This window comes from Alkalidesulfovibrio alkalitolerans DSM 16529, assembly GCF_000422245.1.
Lineage (GTDB): Bacteria > Desulfobacterota > Desulfovibrionia > Desulfovibrionales > Desulfovibrionaceae > Alkalidesulfovibrio > Alkalidesulfovibrio alkalitolerans.
In genome coordinates this window covers 21,355-43,110 of record NZ_ATHI01000004.1, presented here as the reverse complement: position 1 = coordinate 43,110, position 21,756 = coordinate 21,355, and the positions used below count along the sequence as shown (strand labels likewise).

The window sequence follows — 21,756 nt, the reverse complement described above, 5'->3', positions numbered from 1 at the left end:
GTCGGGCCCGTGACGCCCGCATCCCGACCCCAGGCGTGCGGCCGGAGCGATCCGGCCGCACGTTTCCGACACGACGAAGCGCCCCTGCTCGTGGCCTGCGCCACTCGGCGCGAGATGGCGGCCGCCCTGCGCCTTGGCGACGCTACTGCCGCGCCCGGACAGGGCGAGGTTGTCCTGGCCCCGGTCCACGGGCGGGAGTGCCTGCTCCTGGTTACGGGCGTGGGGCCGGTGAGCGCGGCCGCGCACCTCGGACTGGCCCTTGGCCGCGAGAACCCCTCGGGCGTCCTGTGCCTGGGAGTGGCAGGAACCTTCGATCCGCGCGTCGCGTCCATCGGCGACGCAGCCGTGCTCAACCAGGCGGTCTTCGCCGACTACGGACTCTTCGGCGAGAACGGCGTCGATCCGCGCGGCATCGGCCTGCCCCAGGGATTTCTTGGTGGCCAGCCCGTCTTCGACCGCCTGGGCCTCGATCCAGACGCCGCGAGCGAGCGGCTGGCGTTGTCCGTGCCGGACGACTGGCCGCGCCTGTGCGGGCTCACGGTCTCTGCGGCCAGCGGCACGTCCGCCCGCGCCACTGCCATGGCCCGCCACGGCGCAATCCTCGAATCCATGGAAGGCTTCGCCCTGGCCTACGCTGCCGCGCAGGCGGGCGTTCCCTTCCTGGAGGTGCGCACCGTCTCGAACCTCGTGGGCTCGCGCGCGGCCCACGACTGGGACCTTGACGGCGCGCTTGACGCCCTGGCCGTGGCCTGCGATCGCCTGTTCGCCGGACCGGCGGCTGACCATGCCTCCTGACGTGCGTTTTTCGCTTGCCCGGCGGCGGCCTCTCGGCTAGGATTCCGCGCGACATGACCCCCCACGCCGACCTTTTGGCCCGTGAACTCGCGGGCATAGAGACCTTCCTCCGCCAGGAGACCGACCGCCTCCATCCGCTCGTCCGGCCGGTGGCGGCTCACGTCCTTGGTGCGGGCGGCAAACGCTTCCGTCCCATGCTCTGCGTGCTCATGGCCCGCCTGCTGGGACACCAGGGCGAGAACGTCTACCCCCTGGCGGCGTCCCTGGAGATGCTGCACTCGGCCACGCTTTTGCACGACGACATCCTGGACGGCGCGAACTTGCGGCGTGGCAAGGAGGCGGCCCACATCGCCTTCTCGCGTTCCGAGGCCATCCTCGCGGGCGACGCGCTGCTGGCCCTGGCCAACCGGCTGGTGGCCGAATACGGCCTGCCGCGCCTCGTGGTCGTGCTCTCCGAAGCGGTCTTGCGCACTGCGGTGGGCGAGATCCAGGAGATCGCGGCCGCGCGTGAGCACGATCTCGACGACGCAGGCTACATGGAGATCATCACCGGCAAGACCGCCTACCTCATCCAGGCATCGTCGAGTTCCGGAGCCATCCTGGCCGACGCTTCAGCGGCCGCCGAGGCGCGCGCCGAAAGCTTTGGCCTGAACTTGGGCATCGCCTTCCAACTCGTGGACGACGCCCTGGACTACACCTCGCCTTCCGAGATCAGCGGCAAGCCCGCCGGGTCCGACCTCAGGGAAGGCAAGCTCACGCTGCCCCTGCTGTTGCTGCTCGAATCGCTGCCCCAGTCCGAGCGCGACGCCCTGCGTCTCCGCATCAAAGGCAACGCCCTGTCCGAGGCCGAGATCGAAGGTCTCGTCTCGCGCATCCGAGACGAAGGCTTCGCCGAGGCCACGCGGCAGCGCGCCGCCGACTACGTGGACAAGGCCCGCGAGGCCCTGGACGGCCTGCCCAAGGGCTGGGCCGCCGACGTCCTGGCGCAGTCCCTGCACTACGTCCTCGCCCGCAAAAAATAACCCGCAGGCCACTGAAAAGACGCCGTCTGCGGCGTTGCCTCGAACCGGTCAAACCCTCGCGTATATGGAATACGCATCGGCCTTGACCAGTTCTCGCTCCTTGCATCCGACGCCTTTTGAGCGGCCTGCGTGATGGATGTCATCGTCAGATGGCTGAAAAGACGCACCTGCGGCATTTCCTCAAAAGCGCCGATCCCCTTCTCGTGTTGCGCGTGGCGTAGCGTGAACGGAGTTTTTTTCCCGCCACCCCATGGGCGGCCCATGTTTTTTGTGTTATGTCGCAATCATGGTGGGCACGGCGCAACGCGACCTCATCCTTATTCATCCCCCGCGCGGCGCGCGGGGCAGGCAGGCTGACCGATGAGCGACGTCATCGCCTCGCTGAATGAATGCCTGAAGGCCACCTTCACGCCGGTCACCTCCCGGCTCATCCGTGAGGTGGTCAAGGAGCAGCCCGAATTCGAGGCCATCGCCGAGACCCTCGGCATGGACCCTGCGCTTTCGGCCATGGTCCTCTCGCTCGTCAACTCCCCCTACTACGGCGTTTCGCAACGCTGCACGGACCTAAAGCGCGCCGCCGTGGTCCTGGGCACGCAGGAATTGCTCAAGCTCGCCCTGACCATCTCCTTCCAAAAGGCCCTGATGCCCAAGCGCCCCCAGAAGGACGCGAACAGCGAGCTTTACGTTTCCTGGCGCGTGCTCGTCTGGGCGGCCATCGCCGCTGAACTGATCTGCGAGCGTCTGGCGCCGAGGGAAGCTACTCGGGCCTATCTGTGCGCCATGTTCAAGGACCTCTCCCTCATGCTTCTTCGCTGCGCCTGGCCCGAGCGCTTCGAGCCCAGGGGCGAGTACTGCCTCCTGACCGAAAGGCCCGACGAGGAGGAGCGGGTGCTCGGCATGCCGCACGGCGCGCTCACGCAACTCCTCCTGGCGCAGCTCAACATCCCCCTGGAATTGTGCGACGGCATCCGCCACCATCACGACATCGACCGCCTCGACGAGCACGATCCCTATTGCCAGTCCATCATCCTGGCCACGCGCTGGTCAGAACTCGAGCACGGCGCACGGCCCGACCCGCTCGCCCTTTTGCATTTCGAACTCACCCTGCGCACGCATCTGGAAATGAGCGACGCCGAGATCGAGACCCTGCGCCGACGCTGCGTGGAACGTTTCCGTTCCATGCTCTCCACACTTGGCATTGGCGAGGCCCCGCCCGACGAGCGCCACTACCAGAATTCGTTGCAGGAGATGCAGCGGGCCTATTTCCTGGCCGTTGAGATACAGCTCGCCGATGGCGGCCTGAAGGCCGTGGCCGTGAGCATCTTTCGCCACCTGCGCCTGGCCTTCGGTCTTTCCGACGCCGACATCTGGCTGCTCGCGCCCGAAGGCGAGACGCGCAGCCTGTTCACCTTCCGCGACGGCATGCTCGTCAGCGCGGCCCACGGACTGACGCTGGACAAGCCCGTGGTCTGGGACCTCGGCGGCGATATCCACCGCCTCCTCGCGGACGGCCGCGAGATAGGAGGCCTGCGCATCGCACGGGATGCAAAGCCGCGCGCCGACGCCTCGGGCTTCGCGCTCTACCTGCGCTTCCTCTCCAAGGCCTTCGACAACTACCTCGGACGCAAGGCCGTGCTCGAACGAAAGGCCCTGCTGCTCGACCAGCTTCCCCTGGGCGTGGCCCACGCGGACAACCGGGGCAGGCTGCTTGGCTGCAACGCGCGCTTCCGTGAGATCCTGGCGCCGATTCCGGCGGGCAAGGGCACGGCCGTCTCCGATCTGCTCCACGAGGCCCTGGGCGTGGGCAACGAGCCCGGCTGGATGGAATTTCCCGCCAGCGATCGCCAGACCATTTCGCGCATCTTCTGCGCCACCCTGCCCCAGGGCGCAGTGCGGCACCGCTGTCTCTATCTCTCGGCACACAAGGTGCGCACGCCCCGCGAGGCCGAGATCGTCTTTTTGCTGGAGGACGTGACCGAAATATCGGAGCTGGAGATGCAGGCCCTCAAGGAGCTGAACTTCATGGAGGCCCTCGTCGCCTCCATGCGCGACGTGGTGCTCACGGTGGACGCCAGGGGAACCGTGACGTTCGCCTCGCCGCACCTCTCCGAGAAAATCGCGGGCAAGAACCTCTTCACCATCTCCAAGCCCACCGGAGCCTACACAGGCAAATGGGACGCCTCGGTGCTCGGGCACCTGCACGCGCCGGTGGAGGCCATGCTCATGGCCGACGACCCGAACCCGCTGGCGCTGGAGCTGGTCTTCTCGCCCCTGGGCGGCGAGGAGGCGCGAAGCCACCTCGTGGTCGGCCGCGACCTGACCGCCGTGCGCCGCCTGGAAGAGAAGCTCAAGGTCCAGGCCATGTACGACGGCCTGACCGGACTGCTCAACCACACCCAGTTCCAGGCCGTGCTCGAACGCGAGACGCAACGTGCGCATCGCACCGCGCGCACCATGGGTCTCGTCTTTTTGGACCTCGACGGCTTCAAAGCCATCAACGACAACGACGGGCACCAGGCGGGCGACGCCATCCTGCGCGAGATGGGGCACATCCTGCGCCAGGGCACGCGCAAGGGCATGGACTTCCCCTGCCGCTACGGCGGCGACGAGTTCGGCGTGATCTTCACCGAGATCACGCCCAAGCAACTCGCCCAACTCGCGGGCCGCCTGGACAAGATGGTCCGCGACGCCTTCGGGGGGCGCGTGGGCTTTTCCGGCGGTGTGGCCCTGCTCAAGCCTGGCGAAACGGCCGCAAGTCTACTGCTGCGCGCGGACCGCGCGGCCTACAAGGCCAAGTCCGAGGGTGGACGCAGGCTCGCGCTCGCGGACTGAAGCGCGCCGCGGGAGCGCAAAGTCTTCTGCTTTGCGTTCGTAATACGCGAGGGCTTGAACTTTTGGCGGCAACGCGGCGGATGGGGCCTTGGGGGCAAGGCCTGATTTCTCTTGATATTGTTGACAAACCTCTTTTCTCAGACTGCTCAAAAAGACCCAGATGCAAGGCGCACAAAAAGTTCAAGACCGACGCGTATTTGCAATACGCGAGGGTTTGAACTTTTTGCGGCAACGCAGCAGATGGGATTTTTTCAGCAGTCTGTCTTCTTCAAAACCGGAGCCTCTTCTGCTATCCCCTCCCCCAGCGACGCCATTCCCAAGGAGACCCTGCCATGCTTGTGCGCATCCATGTCGGCCTGAAGGCCCACGTCATCGACACCCCGGGCCAGAAGGCCGCGGCGGCCGCGCGAAACGCCCTCAAGCTGCCGGTCGCGGCCGCGCGCATCGTCAAGGTCTTCACCGTGGAGGGGCTTTCCGGGGAGGAGGCCACGCTCGCCATGGAGCGCGGCGCACTGCACGACCCGGTGTTGCACGAAGTCTCCCTCGCGCCGCTGGCGCGCGATTTCGACTGGCTGATCGAGGTGGGCTTCCGGCCCGGCGTGACCGACAACGAGGGCCGCACCGCGCGCGAGACCCTGGCCGTGGTCCTGGGGCTTTCGCCCGAGCGGGCCGCGAAGCTGGCCGTGTACACCTCGACGCAGTATCTCCTGAAGGGGAGCCTCACGCGCGAGCAGACCACCCATCTGGCCACGGACATGCTGGCCAACGAACTCATCCAGCGCTTCGAGATCAGGAGCGCGGCCGAGGGCGCGGACATCGCGCCGCGCGGCGCGGAGGTCGCGGCAAAGGCCGTGGAGGAAGTCGCGGTCGTGGACCTCGCGGCCATGAGCGACGAGGAGTTGATGGCCTTCTCGCGCGCCAACACCCTGGCCCTGAGCCTGGACGAGATGCACGCCATCCGCGACCATTACGCGCGTCCCGAGGTCGCGGCCGCGCGCAAGGAGCACGGCCTGCCCGAAAAACCCACCGACGCCGAGGTCGAGGTCCTGGCCCAGACCTGGTCCGAGCACTGCAAGCACAAGATTTTCAACGCCCGCATCGACTACCGCGACGAGGACACTGGCGCGTCCGAGACCGTGGACAGCCTCTTTTCCACCTGCATCGCGGGCTCCACGCGCGACATCCGTGCGGCCAAGGGCGCGGACGACCTGTGCCTCTCGGTCTTCAAGGACAACGCGGGCGTCTTCCGGTTCACCGAGGACACGGCCGCCTGCGTGAAGATGGAGACCCACAACTCCCCTTCGGCCCTGGACCCCTACGGCGGCGCGCTGACCGGCATCGTGGGCGTGAACCGCGATCCCATGGGCACGGGCATGGGCGCGGAACTCATCTGCAACACCGACGTCTTCTGCTTCGCCTCGCCCTTCCATGAAGGCGAACTGCCGCCCAGGCTCCTGCACCCGCGGCGGGTGCTCGAAGGCGTGCGCGAGGGCGTGGAGCACGGCGGCAACAAGTCCGGCGTGCCCACGGTCAACGGCTCCATCGTCTTCGACGAGCGCTTCCTGGGCAAGCCCCTGGTCTACTGCGGCACGCTTGGCCTGATGCCCACCATGCTGCACGGCCGCCCGGCCTACGAGAAATACCACAAGCCCGGCGACGCCGTGGTCATGGTCGGCGGCCGCATCGGCAAGGACGGCATCCACGGCGCGACCTTTTCCTCAGAGGAACTGCACGAGGGCTCGCCCGCCACGGCCGTGCAGATCGGCGACCCCATCACCCAGCGCCGCATGTACGACTTCCTCATGCGCGCCCGCGACCTGGGCCTTTACAGCGCCATCACCGACAACGGCGCGGGCGGCCTGTCCTCGTCCGTGGGCGAGATGGCCGAGGCCACGGGCGGCGCGCGCCTGGACCTCTCCAAGGCTCCGCTCAAGTACCCCGGCCTCAGGCCCTGGGAGGTGCTCCTCTCCGAAGCCCAGGAGCGCATGTCCCTGGCCGTGCCGCCAAAGACCCTGGACGAGTTCCTGCGCCTGGCGGACGAGATGGGCGTCGAGGCCTCGGTCTTGGGCGAGTTCACGGACAGCGGCTATTTCCACGTGACCTGGGGCGAGACGCCCGTGGCCCTTTTGGACATGGAGTTTTTGCACGACGGCGTGCCCCAGATGGAACTTTCCGCCGTATGGCAGGCCCCGCGCGTGGAGATGCCCGCCCTGCCGGAAGTCGCGGACCACGGCGCGCTGCTTCGCTCCATGCTCGGCCGCCTCAACGTCTGCTCCAAGGAATACGTGGTGCGGCAGTACGACCATGAGGTCCAGGGCGGCAGCGTGGTCAAGCCCTTCGTGGGCGTGAAGCTCGACGGCCCGGCCGACGCGGGCGTGATCCGGCCGGTGCTCGGCATCGAGCGCGGACTGGCCGTGTCGCACGGCATCTGCCCCAAGTTCAGCGACTACGACACCTACTGGATGATGGCCGGGGCCATGGACGAGGCCGTGCGCAACGCCGTGGCCGTGGGCGCGGACCCGGACCTGATGGTGGGCGTGGACAACTTCTGCTGGTGCGACCCGGTCAAGTCCGAAAAGACGCCCGACGGCGAATACAAGCTGGCCCAGCTCGTGCGCGCCTGCCGCGCCCTGGCCCACTTCAGCCGGGCCTTCGGCGTGCCCTGCATCTCGGGCAAGGACTCCATGAAGAACGACTACACCGGCGGCGGGGCCAAGATATCCATTCCGCCCACGGTGCTCTTCTCCGTGGTGGGCATCGTGCCCGACGTGCGGCGCTGCCTGACCTCGGACTTCAAGCGGCCGGGCGAGCGCGTCTACCTGCTGGGCCTGACCCACGACGAACTCTTCGGCACGGAACTGGCCCAGGAGCTCTCGCTTCGCGGCGGACGCGCCCCCGAGGTCGAGGCCCTCTCGGCCCAGGCCCGCTACCGCGCGCTCTTCGCCGCGGCCCAGGCAGGGCTCGTCAGCGCCTGCCACGACTGCTCGGACGGCGGCCTTGGCGTGGCCCTGGCCGAGATGGCAATCGGCGGCCGCCTGGGCGCGGACATCGACCTCTCGGCCGTTCCCCTGGCAGGAGACGGCTTGCATCCCCTGGCGCTTCTCTACGCCGAATCCCACAGCCGCCTCGTGTGCACCGTGCCCGAAGACAAGTCAAAGGACTTCGAGCGCGCCTTCGCGGGCCAGCGCCTGGGATGCATAGGCCAGACGGCCGCGCACGGCGAACTGCGCCTGGCGAATGCGGGCAAAACGCTTCTCGCCGAGCCTGTGGAGAATCTGGCCCAGGCGTTTCGCGCCACGCTCGCCTGGTAGCCCGCAGTCAGGGGCGGCGACGGTCCGTTCAGCGCGGATTGGCCGCGTTTCGACACGAACCGCTGCGTATCCTCTTGTTTTCCACGAGGCTTAGGCGCTCTGCTTGACCATGTGAAAAAAGGGGTATAGGGACAGGGTATCTTTCAGCCGGACCATATAGCTGTTCAACTCACAGCCTGAGGGGGTTTTCGTGAACACCCGCGTCTTGGCTCTCGCCTTGTCCGCCGTGCTCATCCTCGTTCTCGGCGCGGACTGCCGCGCCCAAACGCCGACCTACGTGGGAACCGAGGCCTGCGGGGCCTGTCATCCCCAGGAACACGAGAACTTCACAAAATACTCCAAGAAGGCCAAATCGTGGCGAAGCGTGGCCGTCATGGCCCGCGGCCTCACTCCCGAGGAACTCAAGGAGTGCTACGCCTGCCACACCACGGGCTACGGCCAGCCTGGCGGCTTCGAAAGTTACGACAAAACGCCTCACCTCTCCGACGCGGGATGCGAGGTCTGCCACGGCCCGGGCAGCCTGCACGCCGAATTCGGCGACCCGGGGCTCATCACCCGCCGCATGCACATGCGCGACTGCGAATCCTGCCACAACGCCGAGCGCGTCGAGGCCTTCAACTTCAAGCCGCTGATCTACGGCGGGGCGCACTAGGGAGGCGGCACGATGAATTTCATTCAACGCTCCCTGGGCGCCAAAGTACTTGTCCTCACCTCGGCCCTGACCATACTGGCCTTCACCGGCCTCTTCCTGGCCAACTCGCACTGGCAGCGCCAGGGCATCATGCACGAGATCGAACGCGGCGCGGCCCGCACCGCCAAGCTCGTGCAGATGGCCATCGACGAGCCCATGCGCAAGGGCAACGACGCCGAAACCACGCGGCAGTTCCAGATCCTGGCCTCGGAGTTCGACAACCTGACCATCTCCGTGACCAACTGGGACGGCAACGTGACCTACAGCACGCGCGAGGATTTCCGCCGCCGCGACCTGCCCGAGGTCCAGAACAGCAACGTCGCCAGAGCCCTGAAGGAGAGTCTGGAAAACATCGTCAACATCGGCAGGATCATCGACTTCGAGGGCAAGCCCTATTTCATGGAGGTCGAGTCCATCCCCAACGAGCCGCGCTGCTACCACTGCCACGGCCGCAGCAAGCCGATCCTGGGCTCCTTGGTCATCCTGCAGAACCTTGAAGAGGAAATGGGCGCGCTCTCCTCGGTACAGCGGCAAAGCGGCCTGATCTCCCTGGCCGGACTCGTGCTCCTGCTCGGCGCGTTGCTGCTCTTCATGCGCAACGCCGTGGTACGGCGCATCCAGGTCATCGCCAAATTCTCTGAGCGGGTCAGCGCGGGCGAACTCGACGTCTGCTTCGACGTGGGCGGCAAGGACGAGCTCTCGAACCTGTGCACCTACCTGACGACCATGATCCAGCGCATGAAGGATCAGCTCGAATACAACAAAGGCATCCTCGACGGCATCATCATCCCGCTCTTCGTCACGGACAAAGACAGCCGCCTCGACGTGGCCAACGTGCCGCTTAGAAACATCCTGGGCAAGTCCGAGGACAAGGTGCTCGGCAAGACCATCGCCGACATCTTCGGCCGCGAGAACGACTGCACGGCCGAAGTGCTCGGCCAAGGCCGCTCGGTCAACGGCGTGATCCGCTATGCCCGCGCCGACGGCGTGACCTTCCCCCTGCACTATGAAATCTCGCCGCTACGCGATTCCGCCGGAAAGGTCGTGGGCGCCATCGGCGTGATGATCGACCTGACGCAGGAGGAACTGGACAAGGGCCGCATCGAAGCCCAGCGCAAGAACCTCCTGGAAGTCGCGGAACAGGTGACCACCGTGGCCCGCGAGTTGACATCCGCCTCCGCGGTCCTCTCCACCCAGATGGACGACCTCACACGCGGCGTGGACGGCACGGCCGACAGCACCGCCCAGGTGGCCACGGCCATGGAAGAAATGAACGCCACCGTGCTCGAAGTGGCCCAAAACGCCGGGCAGACCGCCGAGGCGGCCGAAAAGGCCAACTCCGTGGCCCAAGCGGGCGGCAATCGGGTCTCCGAGACCGTCGCCACGACGCGCGAGGTGGCCCGCACGGCGGGTGAGCTGGCCACGACGCTGAACAGCCTCGCGGCCAAGGCCGAGGACATCGGTCGGGTGCTCTCGGTCATCACCGACATCGCGGACCAGACGAACCTTTTGGCGCTCAACGCCGCCATCGAGGCCGCGCGCGCGGGCGACGCGGGCCGGGGCTTCGCCGTGGTCGCGGACGAGGTCAGGAAGCTCGCCGAGAAGACCATGTCCGCGACCAAGGAAGTCGGCCAGGTCATCGCCGACATCCAGCAGGTCAGCGGCGCGGCAGTGAGCGAGATGGGCCTGACGCGAGAGCGCGTGGAGAAGGCCACCGGCATGGTCGAGGAGTCCGGCAACGTACTCATGGAGATCATCCGCCAATCCGAGGCCATCGCCGACATGGTGCGCAACATCGCCACGGCCTCGGAGCAGCAGTCCGCCACGAGCGAGGAGATCAACACCAACGTCACGACCATCAACACGAACTCGCAGGACATCTCGCGCCAGATTCAGGAAGCCAACGCGCGCATCCAGGACGTGGCCCGCATGGCCGCGAACCTGAGCGGCCTGGTGGAGAAGTTCAAGAACTGACATCAGCACCTCGATAACGGCAAAGGGGGCCCGCATGTCGTCCCAGGAATCCCAGGATCGCCGCGCACATCCGCGGCTGTACCTCAAGGCCTTCGGTTTCGAGCATTCCTGCACCCTGCGCGGCGACGCCCTCTCGCCGCACCCGGCGCGACTCGTGGACATCAGCCGGGGCGGCGCGCGCTGCCGCCTGGAAGGCTCCGCTGCGGCCTATGCCGTGGGACAGCGGCTGATCATCGACTCCGGGCTCTCGGTCCGAAACTTCCGCCTTCAGGGGCTGACCTGCGAGGTGCGCTGGGTGAACGGCCCGGAGTTGGGCCTGTGCTTCGTGCCCGAACTCGACGTGGGCATCAGCGAACTGCAGCGCATGCTCGCCACATGAGCGGTCGGGGGAGGCGCTGGGAGCGCTCCCCCTCCCCGCAAAGTGGCTGTCATCCCGCCCGGTTCCCGCGACCTCGCGGGCAATCGTCTTTCCGGCGTTGAAAAATAATCCAAATGGGGTATGATGCGCCCTAGTCCGTGGCGCTCGCGCTGCGGAGAAGGCCTGGGCGGTCTGCGCGACCGCCTGCCGGAACGACCATCAAGGAGGTCATCGATATGGCGGCTGAAAGGTATGAAGTCTACAAGTGCGAGGCCTGTGGCAACATCGTCGCCGTACTGCACGGCGGCGCGGGCGAACTCGTCTGCTGCGGCGAGCCCATGAAGTACATGAAGGAAGGCACCGTGGACGCGGCCAAGGAAAAGCACGTCCCGGTCATCGAGAAGACCGCGACCGGCTACAAGGTCAAGGTCGGGGCCGTGGCCCATCCCATGGAAGAGAAGCACTATATCGAGTGGATCGAACTCGTCGCAGACGGCGTGAGCTACCACAAGTTCCTCAAGCCCGGCGACGCGCCCGAGGCCGAGTTCTGTCTCCAGGCGGCCAAGGTGACCGCCCGCGAATACTGCAACATTCACGGCCACTGGAAGGCCGAGGGTTGACGGACCGCTCAAAAATCACCGTCTGCTGCGGTGTCACAAAGGTTCAAATCCTCGCGCATCTCTGCTATGCGTCGGACACGAACGTTTTGTACGCCTGCGCCTGACGCTTTTGAACGATCTGTGAAACGAAGTTTGTAACCACCTGCTGACCAACAATGATCGGGGAGGACTCCATCATGCGCTACGTTTGCAACATCTGTGGATATGTATACGATCCCAAGGAAGGCGACCCCGACAACAACGTCGCTCCGGGAACAGAATTCGACAAGGTGCCCGACGACTGGACCTGTCCGGTCTGCGGCGCCGACAAAAGCGAGTTCTCGCCCGAGGGCTGATCGTTTGCACATACGGCGGCCGGGACGTTCGGCCGCCGCTTTTTTCGCCACTGGCCCCAGGGCCGTCGTTTTCCAGACACGAAGCACCATCAATTCGCCGTCCCACGCGACGGCGCACGAGGATCGGCATGAGACCATTTCCCATCACGGACGACATCCACTGGGTCGGCGCCGTGGCCTGGGCCACACGCGATTTCCACGGCTACTCGCGCTCGCCCTTCGGCACCACCTACAACGCCTTCCTGGTCAAGGATGAAAAGATCACGCTCCTGGACACAGTGGAGGAGGAAAACAAGGACGAGTTGTTCTGCAACGTGGCCTCGCTCCTGGGCGGCGACCTCACGCGCGTGGACTACATCGTGGTCAACCACCTGGAGCCCGACCACGCGGGCTGCCTGGTGGAGGCCGTGGAGCGCATGAAGCCAGAGAAGATATTCTGCTCGCCCATGGGCGCCAAGAACATCCGCTCCATCTACCACCACGACGACTGGCCGCTTGAAATCTGCCCCACCGGCCACGTGGCCTCCATCGGCAAGCGCACCATGCAGTTCATCGAGACGCGCATGCTGCACTGGCCCGACAACATGGCCACCTACATCCCCGAAGAGAAGATGCTCTTCTCCTCCGACGCCTTCGGCCAGAACATGGCCACGTCCGAACGCTTTGCCGACGAAGTGGACCGCGATAAACTGCTGCGCGCGCTCAAGGAGTACTATGCGAACATCGTGCAGCCCTTCTCGCCCATCGTCATCAAGACCCTGGACGCGCTGGCCAAGCTGAACCTGGACGTCGAGATGATACTGCCCGACCATGGCCTGATCTGGCGCGGCCAGGACTGCGCCTGGGTGCTGGAGAGGTACCGCGAGTTCGCCACGGCCAAGCCTGCCAAGCGCGCCCTGGTCATTTACGACACCATGTGGCACTCCACCGAGCACATGGCCGAGGCCGTGGCCTCGGGCATCGCGGCCGAGGGCGTGCCCGTGAAGGTCATGAACGTCAAGAACGACCACCACTCCACGATCATGACCGAGCTTTTCGACTCCGGCGCGCTGGTCGTGGGCTGCCCCACCCACAACAACGGCATCCTGCCCGCCATGGCCGGGGTGCTGCAGTACTTCAAGGGTCTTCGGCCCCTGAACAAGGTCGGCGGCTGCTTCGGCTCTTTTGGCTGGAGCGGCGAGTCGGTGAAGATTCTGGCCGAGTGGCTGGACAAGATCGGCGTGGAGATGGTCGGCGGCGACCCCATAAAGGTTCAGAACCGTCCGGACCACGAGACGTTCACCCGCTGCCACGAGTACGGCCGGGCCATTGCGCGCGAACTCAAGACCAAGATCGAAGCCTTCAGCTGAGTTTGAGGATTTGAGCTTTTCGCGGCAAAGCCGTAGATGGGGCTTTTCCAACAGCCTGGGTTGATCGTGCGCGGGAAGACATCTCTTCCCGCGCGCGTTTTTTTTCATCCCTCGAAAAAATCCTTCGCGCCTCCTCAACGCCTTGACTCGAAAGGATTTTTCATCACCGTCCAATAAGCCCGGAGTCCTGGAAGCGTATTCAAGAAGGCATACAATCCATCCCGGATGTTGCCATTTCCCGGACAGCGCGCTAGTGCCATGACAATCGCCTCATGCCGTCGCAAATTCATTCGGAGAGGGTCACCATGGACGTACTGCTTCTTTCGCGGCTTCAGTTCGCTGCAGCCACCATGTTCCATTTCCTTTTCGTTCCCCTGACCATCGGCCTGTCGCTGCTCATCGCCATCTTCGAGACGAAATGGGTGCGCACCGGCGACGAAAAGTGGCTGCGCATGACCAAGTTCTGGGGCAAGCTATTCCTCATCAACTTCGCCGTGGGCGTGGTCACGGGCATCACCCTTGAGTTCCAGTTCGGCACCAACTGGGCGCGCTACTCCGCCTTCGTGGGCGACATCTTCGGATCGCTCCTGGCCATCGAGGCCACAGCGGCCTTCTTCCTCGAGTCCACCTTCATCGGCGTGTGGGTCTTCGGCTGGAAAAAGCTTTCGAAGAAAGCGCACGCGTTCGTGGCCTGGCTGATCTTCTTCGGCGCGAATCTCTCGGCCGTGTGGATCATCCTGGCCAACGGATTCATGCAAAACCCCATGGGCTACGTGCTGCGCAACGACCGCGCCGAACTGGCCGACTTCATGGCCGTGGCCACAAACCCCTTCGCCTGGAACCAGTTCGTGCACACCATGGCGGGTTGTTATCTGGTCGGCGCCATGTTCGTCATGGGCGTCTCGGCCTGGCATCTCCTCAAAAAGCAGAACGTGGAATTCTTCTCCAGCGCCTACCGCATGGCCGCGCCTCTGGCCTTGGCCATGGCCGTCTTCGTGGCCGCCCACGGCCACCATCACGGCAATCAGGTGGCCGTATTGCAGCCTGCCAAGCTTGCGGCCATGGAGTCGCACTGGGTGACGCAAAAGAACGCGGGCATGAGCCTTCTGGTCATCCCCGACGAGGCCAACGAGGGCAATGCGGTGGAGGCCCTGACCATCCCGAGCCTGCTTTCGCTCCTGGCCTTCAACGATCCCTCGGCCGAGGTCAAGGGACTGCTCGACTTCCCCAAGGAAGATAGGCCGCCCGTGATGCTGACCTTCCTTTCCTTCCGCCTCATGGTGGGCCTTGGCACGCTGATGATCCTCTTCGCGGCCGCGGCCTTCTGGTGGCGCAAAAGCATCGCTGACAAGCCGTGGCTCCTGAAGGCCTCCATCCTGGCCATTCCCATGCCCTACCTTGCCTTGCAGGCTGGCTGGGCCGTGGCCGAGGTGGGCCGCCAGCCCTGGATCGTCTACGGTCTCCTGCGCACCTCGGAGGCCCACTCGCACGTCATCGACCCCGGCCAGGTCTGGTTCAGCCTGATCACCATGTGCGCCCTGTACACGGTTCTCGGGCTGGCCGGGTTCTACCTCATCGCCTACCACGCGGCCAAAGGCCCCCATTCCCCCGAAAAGACGGCCATGCCCGCCAACGCCAAGGAGTGACGATCATGCTCGCCGACATCTGGTTCTTCCTGTGGGGTCTTCTGTGGGCCATGTACTTCGTGCTCGACGGCTTCGATCTGGGCGCGGGCACGCTCATGCCCTTCGTGGCCAAGAGTGACGATGAGAAACGCACGCTCCTCAATGCCGCCGGTCCCTTCTGGGACGGCAACGAGGTCTGGCTGATCACGGCCGGCGGCGTGACCTTCGCGGCCTTCCCGCAGGTCTACGCGGCCATGTTCTCGGGCCTCTATACCGCGCTCATGCTCCTGCTCTTCGCGCTCATCGTGCGCGCCGTGAGCTTCGAGTTCCGGGGCAAGCTCGACGGCCCGGGCTGGCGCAAGCTCTGGGACGGCTGCCAGTTCGTGGGCAGCGCGGCCCCCGCCATCCTGCTCGGCGTGGCCTTCGCCAACATCTTCGCCGGGCTGCCCGTGGCCGAGGACGGTTTCATCCGGGCGGGTATCCTCGACCTCTTGAACCCCTACGGCCTGGCTGGCGGCGTGCTTTTCCTCACGCTCTTCATGGTGCACGGCGCCATCTGGCTGTGCATCCGCAGCGGTGGCGAACTGCACGCCAGAGCGCGCACGGCCGCCACCGTGCTTTGGCCCGTGCTGGTCTTTGTAGTCCTGGGGTTCCTGGTCATGACCGCCGTGTCTACGAACCTCTACGCCAACTACCTGGAAAACCCGGTGCTTCTGCTCGTGCCGCTGGTCGCCGTGGCGGGGCTCGTCTCCATGCGGGTCTTCATCGGCGCGCGCGCGTGGTGGAAGGCCTTCTTCGCCTCGGCCGCGACCATCCTGGGCTGCACCTTCTTCGGCATCGTGGGGCTTTTCCCGGCGCTCATCCCCTCGTCCATCGACGCGGCCTACAGCCTGACCACGCGCAACGCCTCGGCCAGCGAACTGAACATGACCATCATGCTCGGCGTGGCCGCCGTGTTCGTGCCCATCGTGCTGATCTACCAGTTCTGGACCTACAAGACCTTCGCCACGCGCCTGACGCAGGACGACCTGGACTACGACGAGGCGTACTAGCCCGAGAGGGCCTTCATCCCACGCACGAGGGCGCGGCCGGAACCGGCCGCGCCCTTTTCTTATCCCCCTGACATGCCCTGCCCCTTCTCAACCTCGCCTCGCGTTGTTAGATGGACCCGATGACGCATCACGCTCTTCCCCTGACCCTGCACGTCGAGCCCACCTCCCGCTGCAACCTGGCCTGCGCCATGTGTCCCAAGCAAGCCGAGGGCTGCCGCGTGCCCGACGAGGATTTGCCGCTCTCCTTGTTTCGCCGCGTGCTGCCGGGCCTGGCCCGGGCGCGCTCCCTGGTGCTCACGGGCTTTGGCGAGCCGCTTTTGCACCCCGACCTGGCGGAGATGATCGCCCTGGCGCGCGAGGCCATGCCCCGCGATGCGCAAATCGGCTTTCAGAGCAACGCCATGCTCCTGGACCGCCACGTTGCGCGCGCCCTGCTCCAAGCTGGGCTGACGCGGCTTTGCGTGTCCGTTGAGACTGTGGGGGAATCTGCCGACGCGCGCGATCCCCTGCACGGCGGCCCCTTCCTGGCGGCGGTAGAAGCCGGGCTCGACGCCCTGGCCCAGGCCCGCGCCTTGGTCCCGAAAACCCCGGCCGAAGCGCCGCCCTTCGAATTCGGGCTCCAGTTCGTGCTCATGCGCTCCACCCTGCCCGAGCTGCCCGGCGTGATCCGTTTCGCCGCGCGCCACGGCGCGGCCTTCGTGCTCGCCAGCCACGTGCTGCCCTACCGGGCCGAGGACGCGGCCGAAAGCCTCTTTTGCCCCGACACCGAGGAGGCCCGCGCACTGTACGACGCCTGGAGGGAGCGCGCCGCGCGCGAGGGCCTGGACCTTTCCCGCGCCCACGGCCTGCCCTGGAAATACGCCAAGACCGCCGAAGACCTGCGACTGCTCGAACTGACGCGCGGGCTTCTCGACGAGGCCAAGGCACGCGGGATGACCCTGAACCTGACCCGCCTGGCCTCAGGCAACCACGCCCCGTCTCCCGAGACGCGCCGCGCCCTGGCCAAGGCTGCCGCGCTTGCCGGATCGCTTGGCGTGCGCCTGGATCTGCCGCCGCTCTTTGCCGCGCCCAAACCCTCGTGCCAGTTCATCGCGGGATGCGCGGCCGTGGTCACGGCCGACGGCGCCGTGGGCCCCTGCCTGTTCACGGCCCGCGATCTCGTCTGCCACCCATTGGGCAAGCGCAAGCGCGTGGCGCGCTCGGTCTTCGGCCGCCTGGAGGAAACGGGCTTTCTGGATATCTGGAACGCGCCTGGTTTCGTCCGCTTCCGCGAGGAGGCCGCCGCAGGCATGTTCGCGGACTGTTTCGCCTGCAACCTGGAGCCATGCGCCGACGTGGACGGCGACATCCCTTTCGTCCACGACTGCCAGGGCTCCATCGCGCCCTGCTGCCACTGCCCCTGGAGCCAGGGCGGTCTTCGCTGCCTGGGTTGAAGACGGCGCACGCCGTTCGCCGAGGCACAGACGCCATCCGCCGATATACGGCCGTCCCCTCGTGGACGGATTTGGCCCGCGCGTGCTAGCGTGACCCCATGCTGCTCGGCATCGACGTCGGCGGAACCCATACGGACGCCGTGCTCATAGACGACGGTGGCATCCGGGGGACATTCAAGACCCCCACGGACCACCTCGACCTCCTGGCCTCCGTACGCGGCGTGCTCGACTGGGTCGCGGCCGAAGGAGACCCCTTCGACATCGAACGCGTCAACCTCTCCACCACCCTGACCACCAACGCCATCGTGGAGGGCATGACCGAGGAGGTGGGGATGTTCGTGGTCGGCGGGCCCGGTATCGATCCCCATACCTTCCAACTCTGCCGCCATTTCCACGTCTTTGGCGGGGCCACGGACCATCGCGGCTCCGTGACCCGCGACTTCGACCGCTCGGCGGCCAGGGCCGCGGCCGACGCCTGCGAGGCCGACGGCGTGCGCGCCTTCGCGGCCGTGTCCAAATTCTCCCCGCGCAACCCCGCCGTGGAGGACGCCCTGGCCGAGATCATCGGCCAGCGCGCCGACGTCGTCACGCGCGGCCACGCCGTCACCGGACGCCTGGGATTCCCCCGCCGCCTGGCCACGGCCTACTTCAACTCGGCGGTCTGGCGACGCTTCAACGAGTTCGCCTTCGCCGTGGAACAGGGCCTGCGCGAGCGCGGCATCCGAGCCAAGGTCAACATCCTCAAGGCCGATGGCGGCACCATGCCCCTTTCGCGGGCCAAAAGCCTGCCCGTGGAGTCCATCCTCTCGGGCCCGGCGGCCAGCGTCATGGGCATCGTCTCCATGTGCGACATCGCCCTGGACTCGCTCATCCTCGACATCGGCGGCACGACCACGGACATCGCCCTGTTCATCGGCGGCGCGCCGCTCATGGAGAAGGAAGGCATCACCATCGGTTCGTATCCAACGCTCGTGCGCGGCCTGTTGACCACGAGCATCGGCGTGGGCGGCGACTCGGCCATTTCCATGCTCGGCGAACAGGTCTTCGTGGGGCCTCGCCGCAAAGGACCCTGTCTGTGCGCGGGCGGCGCGCATCCCGGGCTCATGGACGCCTTCAACCACCTGGGCGAGGCCACGCTCGGCGACGTCGCCGCCTCGCGCGCCGGCATCGAGCGCCTCGCGGCCGCGCATTCCGTGCAACCGGACTGGCTGGCGGCAAAGGCTGTGGAGGCGGCGGTCAAGGCCATCCACGAGGCCTGCCGCGACCTGGTGCGGCGCATCAACGAGCGGCCCGTGTACACCCTGCACGAGCTCATCGACGGCCGCCGCGTTGTGCCCAAGAAGGTCTATCTCATGGGCGGCCCGGCCCAGGTCATGAAGCTGCGCCTCTTCAAGGCCTTCGGACTGTCCGTGAGCGTGCCCAAGAATTTCGACGTGGCCAACGCCGTGGGCGCAGCCCTGACGCGCACCACCACATCGGTCGAGCTTTTCGCCGACACCGAGAAGCGACGCATGTACGTGCCTTCCCTGGACGTCTCGCGCGTGATCGAGGCGGGCTACTCCCTGGCCGACGCCGAGCGCGACGCGCGGCGCGCCCTGCTCGGCTCGCTGCGCCAGGAGGGCATCCCCGTGCGCGAGGAGAACCTGGAGACGACCCAGGCCGAGAGCTTCAACATGGTCGTGGACGGCTACCCGGCCGGACGCAACATCCGCGTGGCCTGCCAGATCAGGCCCGGCATCCTGCACCGCTACAAGGCGCTCCTGGGACGCTTATGCTGAAGGCCGCGAACCGCCTGGGCATCGTCTTCTTCCCGGCCTACGACTGGTCGCTCGGCCCCACGCACCCCGAGCGCGAGGAGCGGCTGCTCTACACCCACGACCAGCTCGTGGAGGAAGGCGTCTTCGACATCGAGGGCATAAGCGAGCACAAGCCCGAGATAGCCAGCCGCGACGACGTGGAGCGCGTCCATTTCTGCTTCCCCGAGGTCGAGTCCGTGTGCACCAGATCGCACCTCGCGGCCGCAGGCGGGGCCATCACGGCCGCGCGGCTGGTCATGGAAGGCGCGGCGGACAAGTCCTTCGCCCTGGTCAGGCCGCCGGGACACCACGCCATGAAGAGCGTGCACGGCACCCGGGGCTTTTGCACGATCAACACCGAAGCCGTGATGGTCGAGTGGATTCGCGAGACCTACGGGCACAAGCGCGTGGCCATCGTGGACACGGACTGCCACCACGGCGACGGCACCCAGGACATCTACTGGCACGATCCGGACACTCTGTTCATCAGCCTGCACCAGGACGGCCGCACCCTGTATCCGGGCTCGGGCTTTCCCAGCGAATGCGGCGGACCGAGCGCGCGCGGCAGAACCATCAACATCCCCCTGCCGCCGCAGACCTCGGACGAGGGATTCCTGCACGTCATTGACTCGCTGGTGCTTCCGCTGCTCGACGACTTCAAGCCCGACCTGATCGTCAACTCGGCGGGCCAGGACAACCACTTCACAGACCCCATCACGAACATGAACTTCTCGGCCAGGGGCTACGCCCTGATGAACGAGAAACTCTCGCCCGACATCGCGGTGCTGGAGGGAGGCTACGCCATCCAGGGCGCGCTGCCCTATGTGAACCTGGGCATCGTGCTGGCCATGGCGGGCCTGGACTACTCCCATGTCGTGGAGCCGGACTTCGACCCCGAACGCTGGCGGCAGTCCAGGCAGGTCGGCCGCTACATCGAGGCCCTGTGCGAGGAGTTGCCCAAGCTCTATTTCAATCCGCCCAAGGAAGGCCGCGAAACCCTGGTGGGCAACTGGCACGTGCGCATGAAGGAGATCTTCTACGACACCGACGGCATCCACGAGTCGCAGCGCGAGATGCTGTACGACTGCGCGAAATGCCGGGGAACGCTGAAGATCGAGACGCGCTCGGGCCGGGTGCCGCTCTCGCTTGGCGTGGAGATTCCGCTCGGCGCCTGCCCGGTCTGCCGCGCCGAAGGCTACCGGGCCTTCGAGGAAGCGCAGCTCAAGGGCGGCTTCCGCTACGTGCAGCTCATCAACCGCGCGGACAAGGACTACCAGCGCGTCGGCTTCTGAGCGCGGACCAAGCAGCCCTTCGGCCCGGCGGGCCGAAAAGGCCAAGACGGCTGACCAGCTCGATTTCGCAGACCGTACAAAAAGTTCCAGATGCAAGGCGCGAGAAAAGTTCAAGGCCGACGCGAGCAATATTTGAACTTTTCGCAATACCGCAGCAGATGGAGTTTTTTCGACGGGCTGGCTCGAGAAGCCGCCCGCCCCGGCCCTGACGCGGCGAGCTTGTCTCTTCCTCCCCCATGCTATAGACAGACAAGCCGAAGACAGCGACCCCAAACCCGGATAGGGTATCCGGGCATAGCGAAGCCCGTTGTGACGCCGCGCGAACGCGGCGTCGGACGGACAGCGCTTTTAGGGCGGCCTGCCATGGGTTCCTGGGGGAGGGAACTATGGACGACGTCACATCCCGCGCCGCCAGGACGCATTTCGCCCTGGCCGACTCCCAGACGGCATCGAGCGGCCGCCTGTCGTTTTCCAGCGGCTATCTCGACGCTCTGGGCTGGCCCCTCGCGGGCAAGATCGCCTGGAATTTCGTCATCACCGCGGCCGTGGGGCTGCATGTCCTGACAAACTGGCTCCTGCGCTGCCTGCGCCTGCCGGGCGGCTCGCGCTTAAGCGTGGCCACCACGGACTGGCTGGGCTGGTGGGAGTGCATCCTCATCTCCGGCCTGGCCTGGCTCCCGGCGATTCTGACGGGCGGAAACGGGCTTGGCTGGCTCGCCGGGCACACGGCCATCGCGTTCGTCGCGGCCGTGTTCGCCACTCCACTCGTGGAGCGGGTGCTCAAGCTCTACGCGGCCAATCTGGCCCTGGACGGCCACCGCGTCTTCTTCTTCGCGCGGCCCTTCGGAGAAATCTACGTGCGCACGGCCCTGCTCATGGCGGCCTCGGCTGTGCCGTTCCTGCTGCCGTTGGCCTTCCTGCCTTTTTTGCGCTGGCTTCCGGCCGCCATGTCCGGCCAGGGCGTCTCCTTCACCTTCGAAGGAAGCCTGTGGACCGCTGCCGCGCGCCTGCTTGGCGGATCTTTTCTGCTGGCGGCCCCGCCGATCCTGCTCGAAGACCACCTGCGCAGCCAGGGAATCGAGGCCTGGATCTACGCCGAGGGGCTGCCGCTCCTCCTGCTGCTGGCCCTCGTTCCCGTGGTCCTGCGCTGGTGGCTTAGCTGGGTCGCGGCCAACATCGTCATGCGCCGCACCGCAACCGCTTAGCAGGCCGGTGAAAAAACGTCCTCTGCCGCGTTGCCCCGAAAAGTTCAAACCCTCGCCGTCACGCGC

Annotated in this window: 16 protein-coding genes; all 16 read left to right on the top strand. The window is 66.2% G+C overall.

All coding sequences use genetic code 11. The features are described 5' to 3' along the window. The first annotated feature begins 9 nt into the window (after positions 1-9). The 16 genes from mqnB to DSAT_RS02230 all read left to right on the top strand — a co-directional run bounded on the left by mqnB (position 10) and on the right by DSAT_RS02230 (position 21,690). The gene (mqnB, locus tag DSAT_RS02305; protein WP_020885968.1) at positions 10-795 is read left to right on the top strand and encodes a futalosine hydrolase; all 786 of its coding nucleotides are present in this window, start codon (positions 10-12) and stop codon (positions 793-795) included. Positions 796-848: 53 nt separating this feature from the next. Continuing rightward, the gene (locus tag DSAT_RS02300) at positions 849-1,817 is read left to right on the top strand and encodes a polyprenyl synthetase family protein (protein WP_020885967.1); all 969 of its coding nucleotides are present in this window, start codon (positions 849-851) and stop codon (positions 1,815-1,817) included. 360 nt (positions 1,818-2,177) lie between these two features. Next, positions 2,178-4,649, top strand: coding sequence for an HDOD domain-containing protein (locus DSAT_RS02295; protein ID WP_020885966.1), 2,472 nt, complete (start codon positions 2,178-2,180; stop codon positions 4,647-4,649). Between the two features lie 332 nt (positions 4,650-4,981). After that, positions 4,982-7,960: an AIR synthase-related protein gene (locus DSAT_RS02290; protein WP_020885965.1), complete on the top strand. Its 2,979-nt coding sequence runs from the start codon at positions 4,982-4,984 to the stop codon at positions 7,958-7,960. Between the two features lie 190 nt (positions 7,961-8,150). Then, entirely contained in the window at positions 8,151-8,612 is a 462-nt protein-coding gene (locus DSAT_RS02285) for a cytochrome c family protein (RefSeq protein ID WP_020885964.1), read from the top strand. A 12-nt stretch (positions 8,613-8,624) separates the two neighbouring features. Then, positions 8,625-10,625 carry a methyl-accepting chemotaxis protein gene (locus tag DSAT_RS02280; RefSeq protein ID WP_020885963.1) on the top strand — a complete coding sequence of 667 codons (2,001 nt, stop codon included), beginning with the start codon at positions 8,625-8,627 and terminating at the stop codon, positions 10,623-10,625. A 34-nt stretch (positions 10,626-10,659) separates the two neighbouring features. Continuing rightward, positions 10,660-11,004 carry a PilZ domain-containing protein gene (locus DSAT_RS02275; protein ID WP_020885962.1) on the top strand — a complete coding sequence of 115 codons (345 nt, stop codon included), beginning with the start codon at positions 10,660-10,662 and terminating at the stop codon, positions 11,002-11,004. Positions 11,005-11,219: 215 nt separating this feature from the next. Next, positions 11,220-11,603 carry a desulfoferrodoxin gene (locus tag DSAT_RS02270; RefSeq protein ID WP_020885961.1) on the top strand — a complete coding sequence of 128 codons (384 nt, stop codon included), beginning with the start codon at positions 11,220-11,222 and terminating at the stop codon, positions 11,601-11,603. Positions 11,604-11,779: 176 nt separating this feature from the next. Continuing rightward, complete coding sequence (gene rd / locus DSAT_RS02265) at positions 11,780-11,938, top strand: rubredoxin (protein WP_020885960.1); 159 nt, start codon at positions 11,780-11,782, stop codon at positions 11,936-11,938. 128 nt (positions 11,939-12,066) lie between these two features. Then, the gene (locus tag DSAT_RS02260; protein ID WP_020885959.1) at positions 12,067-13,287 is read left to right on the top strand and encodes an FprA family A-type flavoprotein; all 1,221 of its coding nucleotides are present in this window, start codon (positions 12,067-12,069) and stop codon (positions 13,285-13,287) included. A gap of 305 nt (positions 13,288-13,592) precedes the next feature. After that, positions 13,593-14,933, top strand: coding sequence for a cytochrome ubiquinol oxidase subunit I (locus DSAT_RS02255; RefSeq protein WP_020885958.1), 1,341 nt, complete (start codon positions 13,593-13,595; stop codon positions 14,931-14,933). Between the two features lie 5 nt (positions 14,934-14,938). After that, entirely contained in the window at positions 14,939-15,964 is a 1,026-nt protein-coding gene (gene cydB, locus DSAT_RS02250) for a cytochrome d ubiquinol oxidase subunit II (RefSeq protein WP_020885957.1), read from the top strand. A 119-nt stretch (positions 15,965-16,083) separates the two neighbouring features. After that, the gene (locus DSAT_RS02245; RefSeq protein WP_020885956.1) at positions 16,084-17,397 is read left to right on the top strand and encodes a radical SAM/SPASM family putative metalloenzyme maturase; all 1,314 of its coding nucleotides are present in this window, start codon (positions 16,084-16,086) and stop codon (positions 17,395-17,397) included. Between the two features lie 98 nt (positions 17,398-17,495). Then, positions 17,496-19,175: a hydantoinase/oxoprolinase family protein gene (locus tag DSAT_RS02240; RefSeq protein WP_020885955.1), complete on the top strand. Its 1,680-nt coding sequence runs from the start codon at positions 17,496-17,498 to the stop codon at positions 19,173-19,175. Beyond that, positions 19,169-20,485, top strand: a complete 1,317-nt coding sequence (locus DSAT_RS02235) for a histone deacetylase family protein (RefSeq protein ID WP_020885954.1) — start codon at positions 19,169-19,171, stop codon at positions 20,483-20,485. Before DSAT_RS02240 ends, DSAT_RS02235 begins: the two co-directional genes overlap by 7 nt. 386 nt (positions 20,486-20,871) lie before the next feature. Beyond that, positions 20,872-21,690 (top strand): hypothetical protein, encoded by an 819-nt coding sequence (locus tag DSAT_RS02230; RefSeq protein WP_020885953.1) that lies wholly within the window; start codon positions 20,872-20,874, stop codon positions 21,688-21,690. Positions 21,691-21,756: the final 66 nt, after the last annotated feature.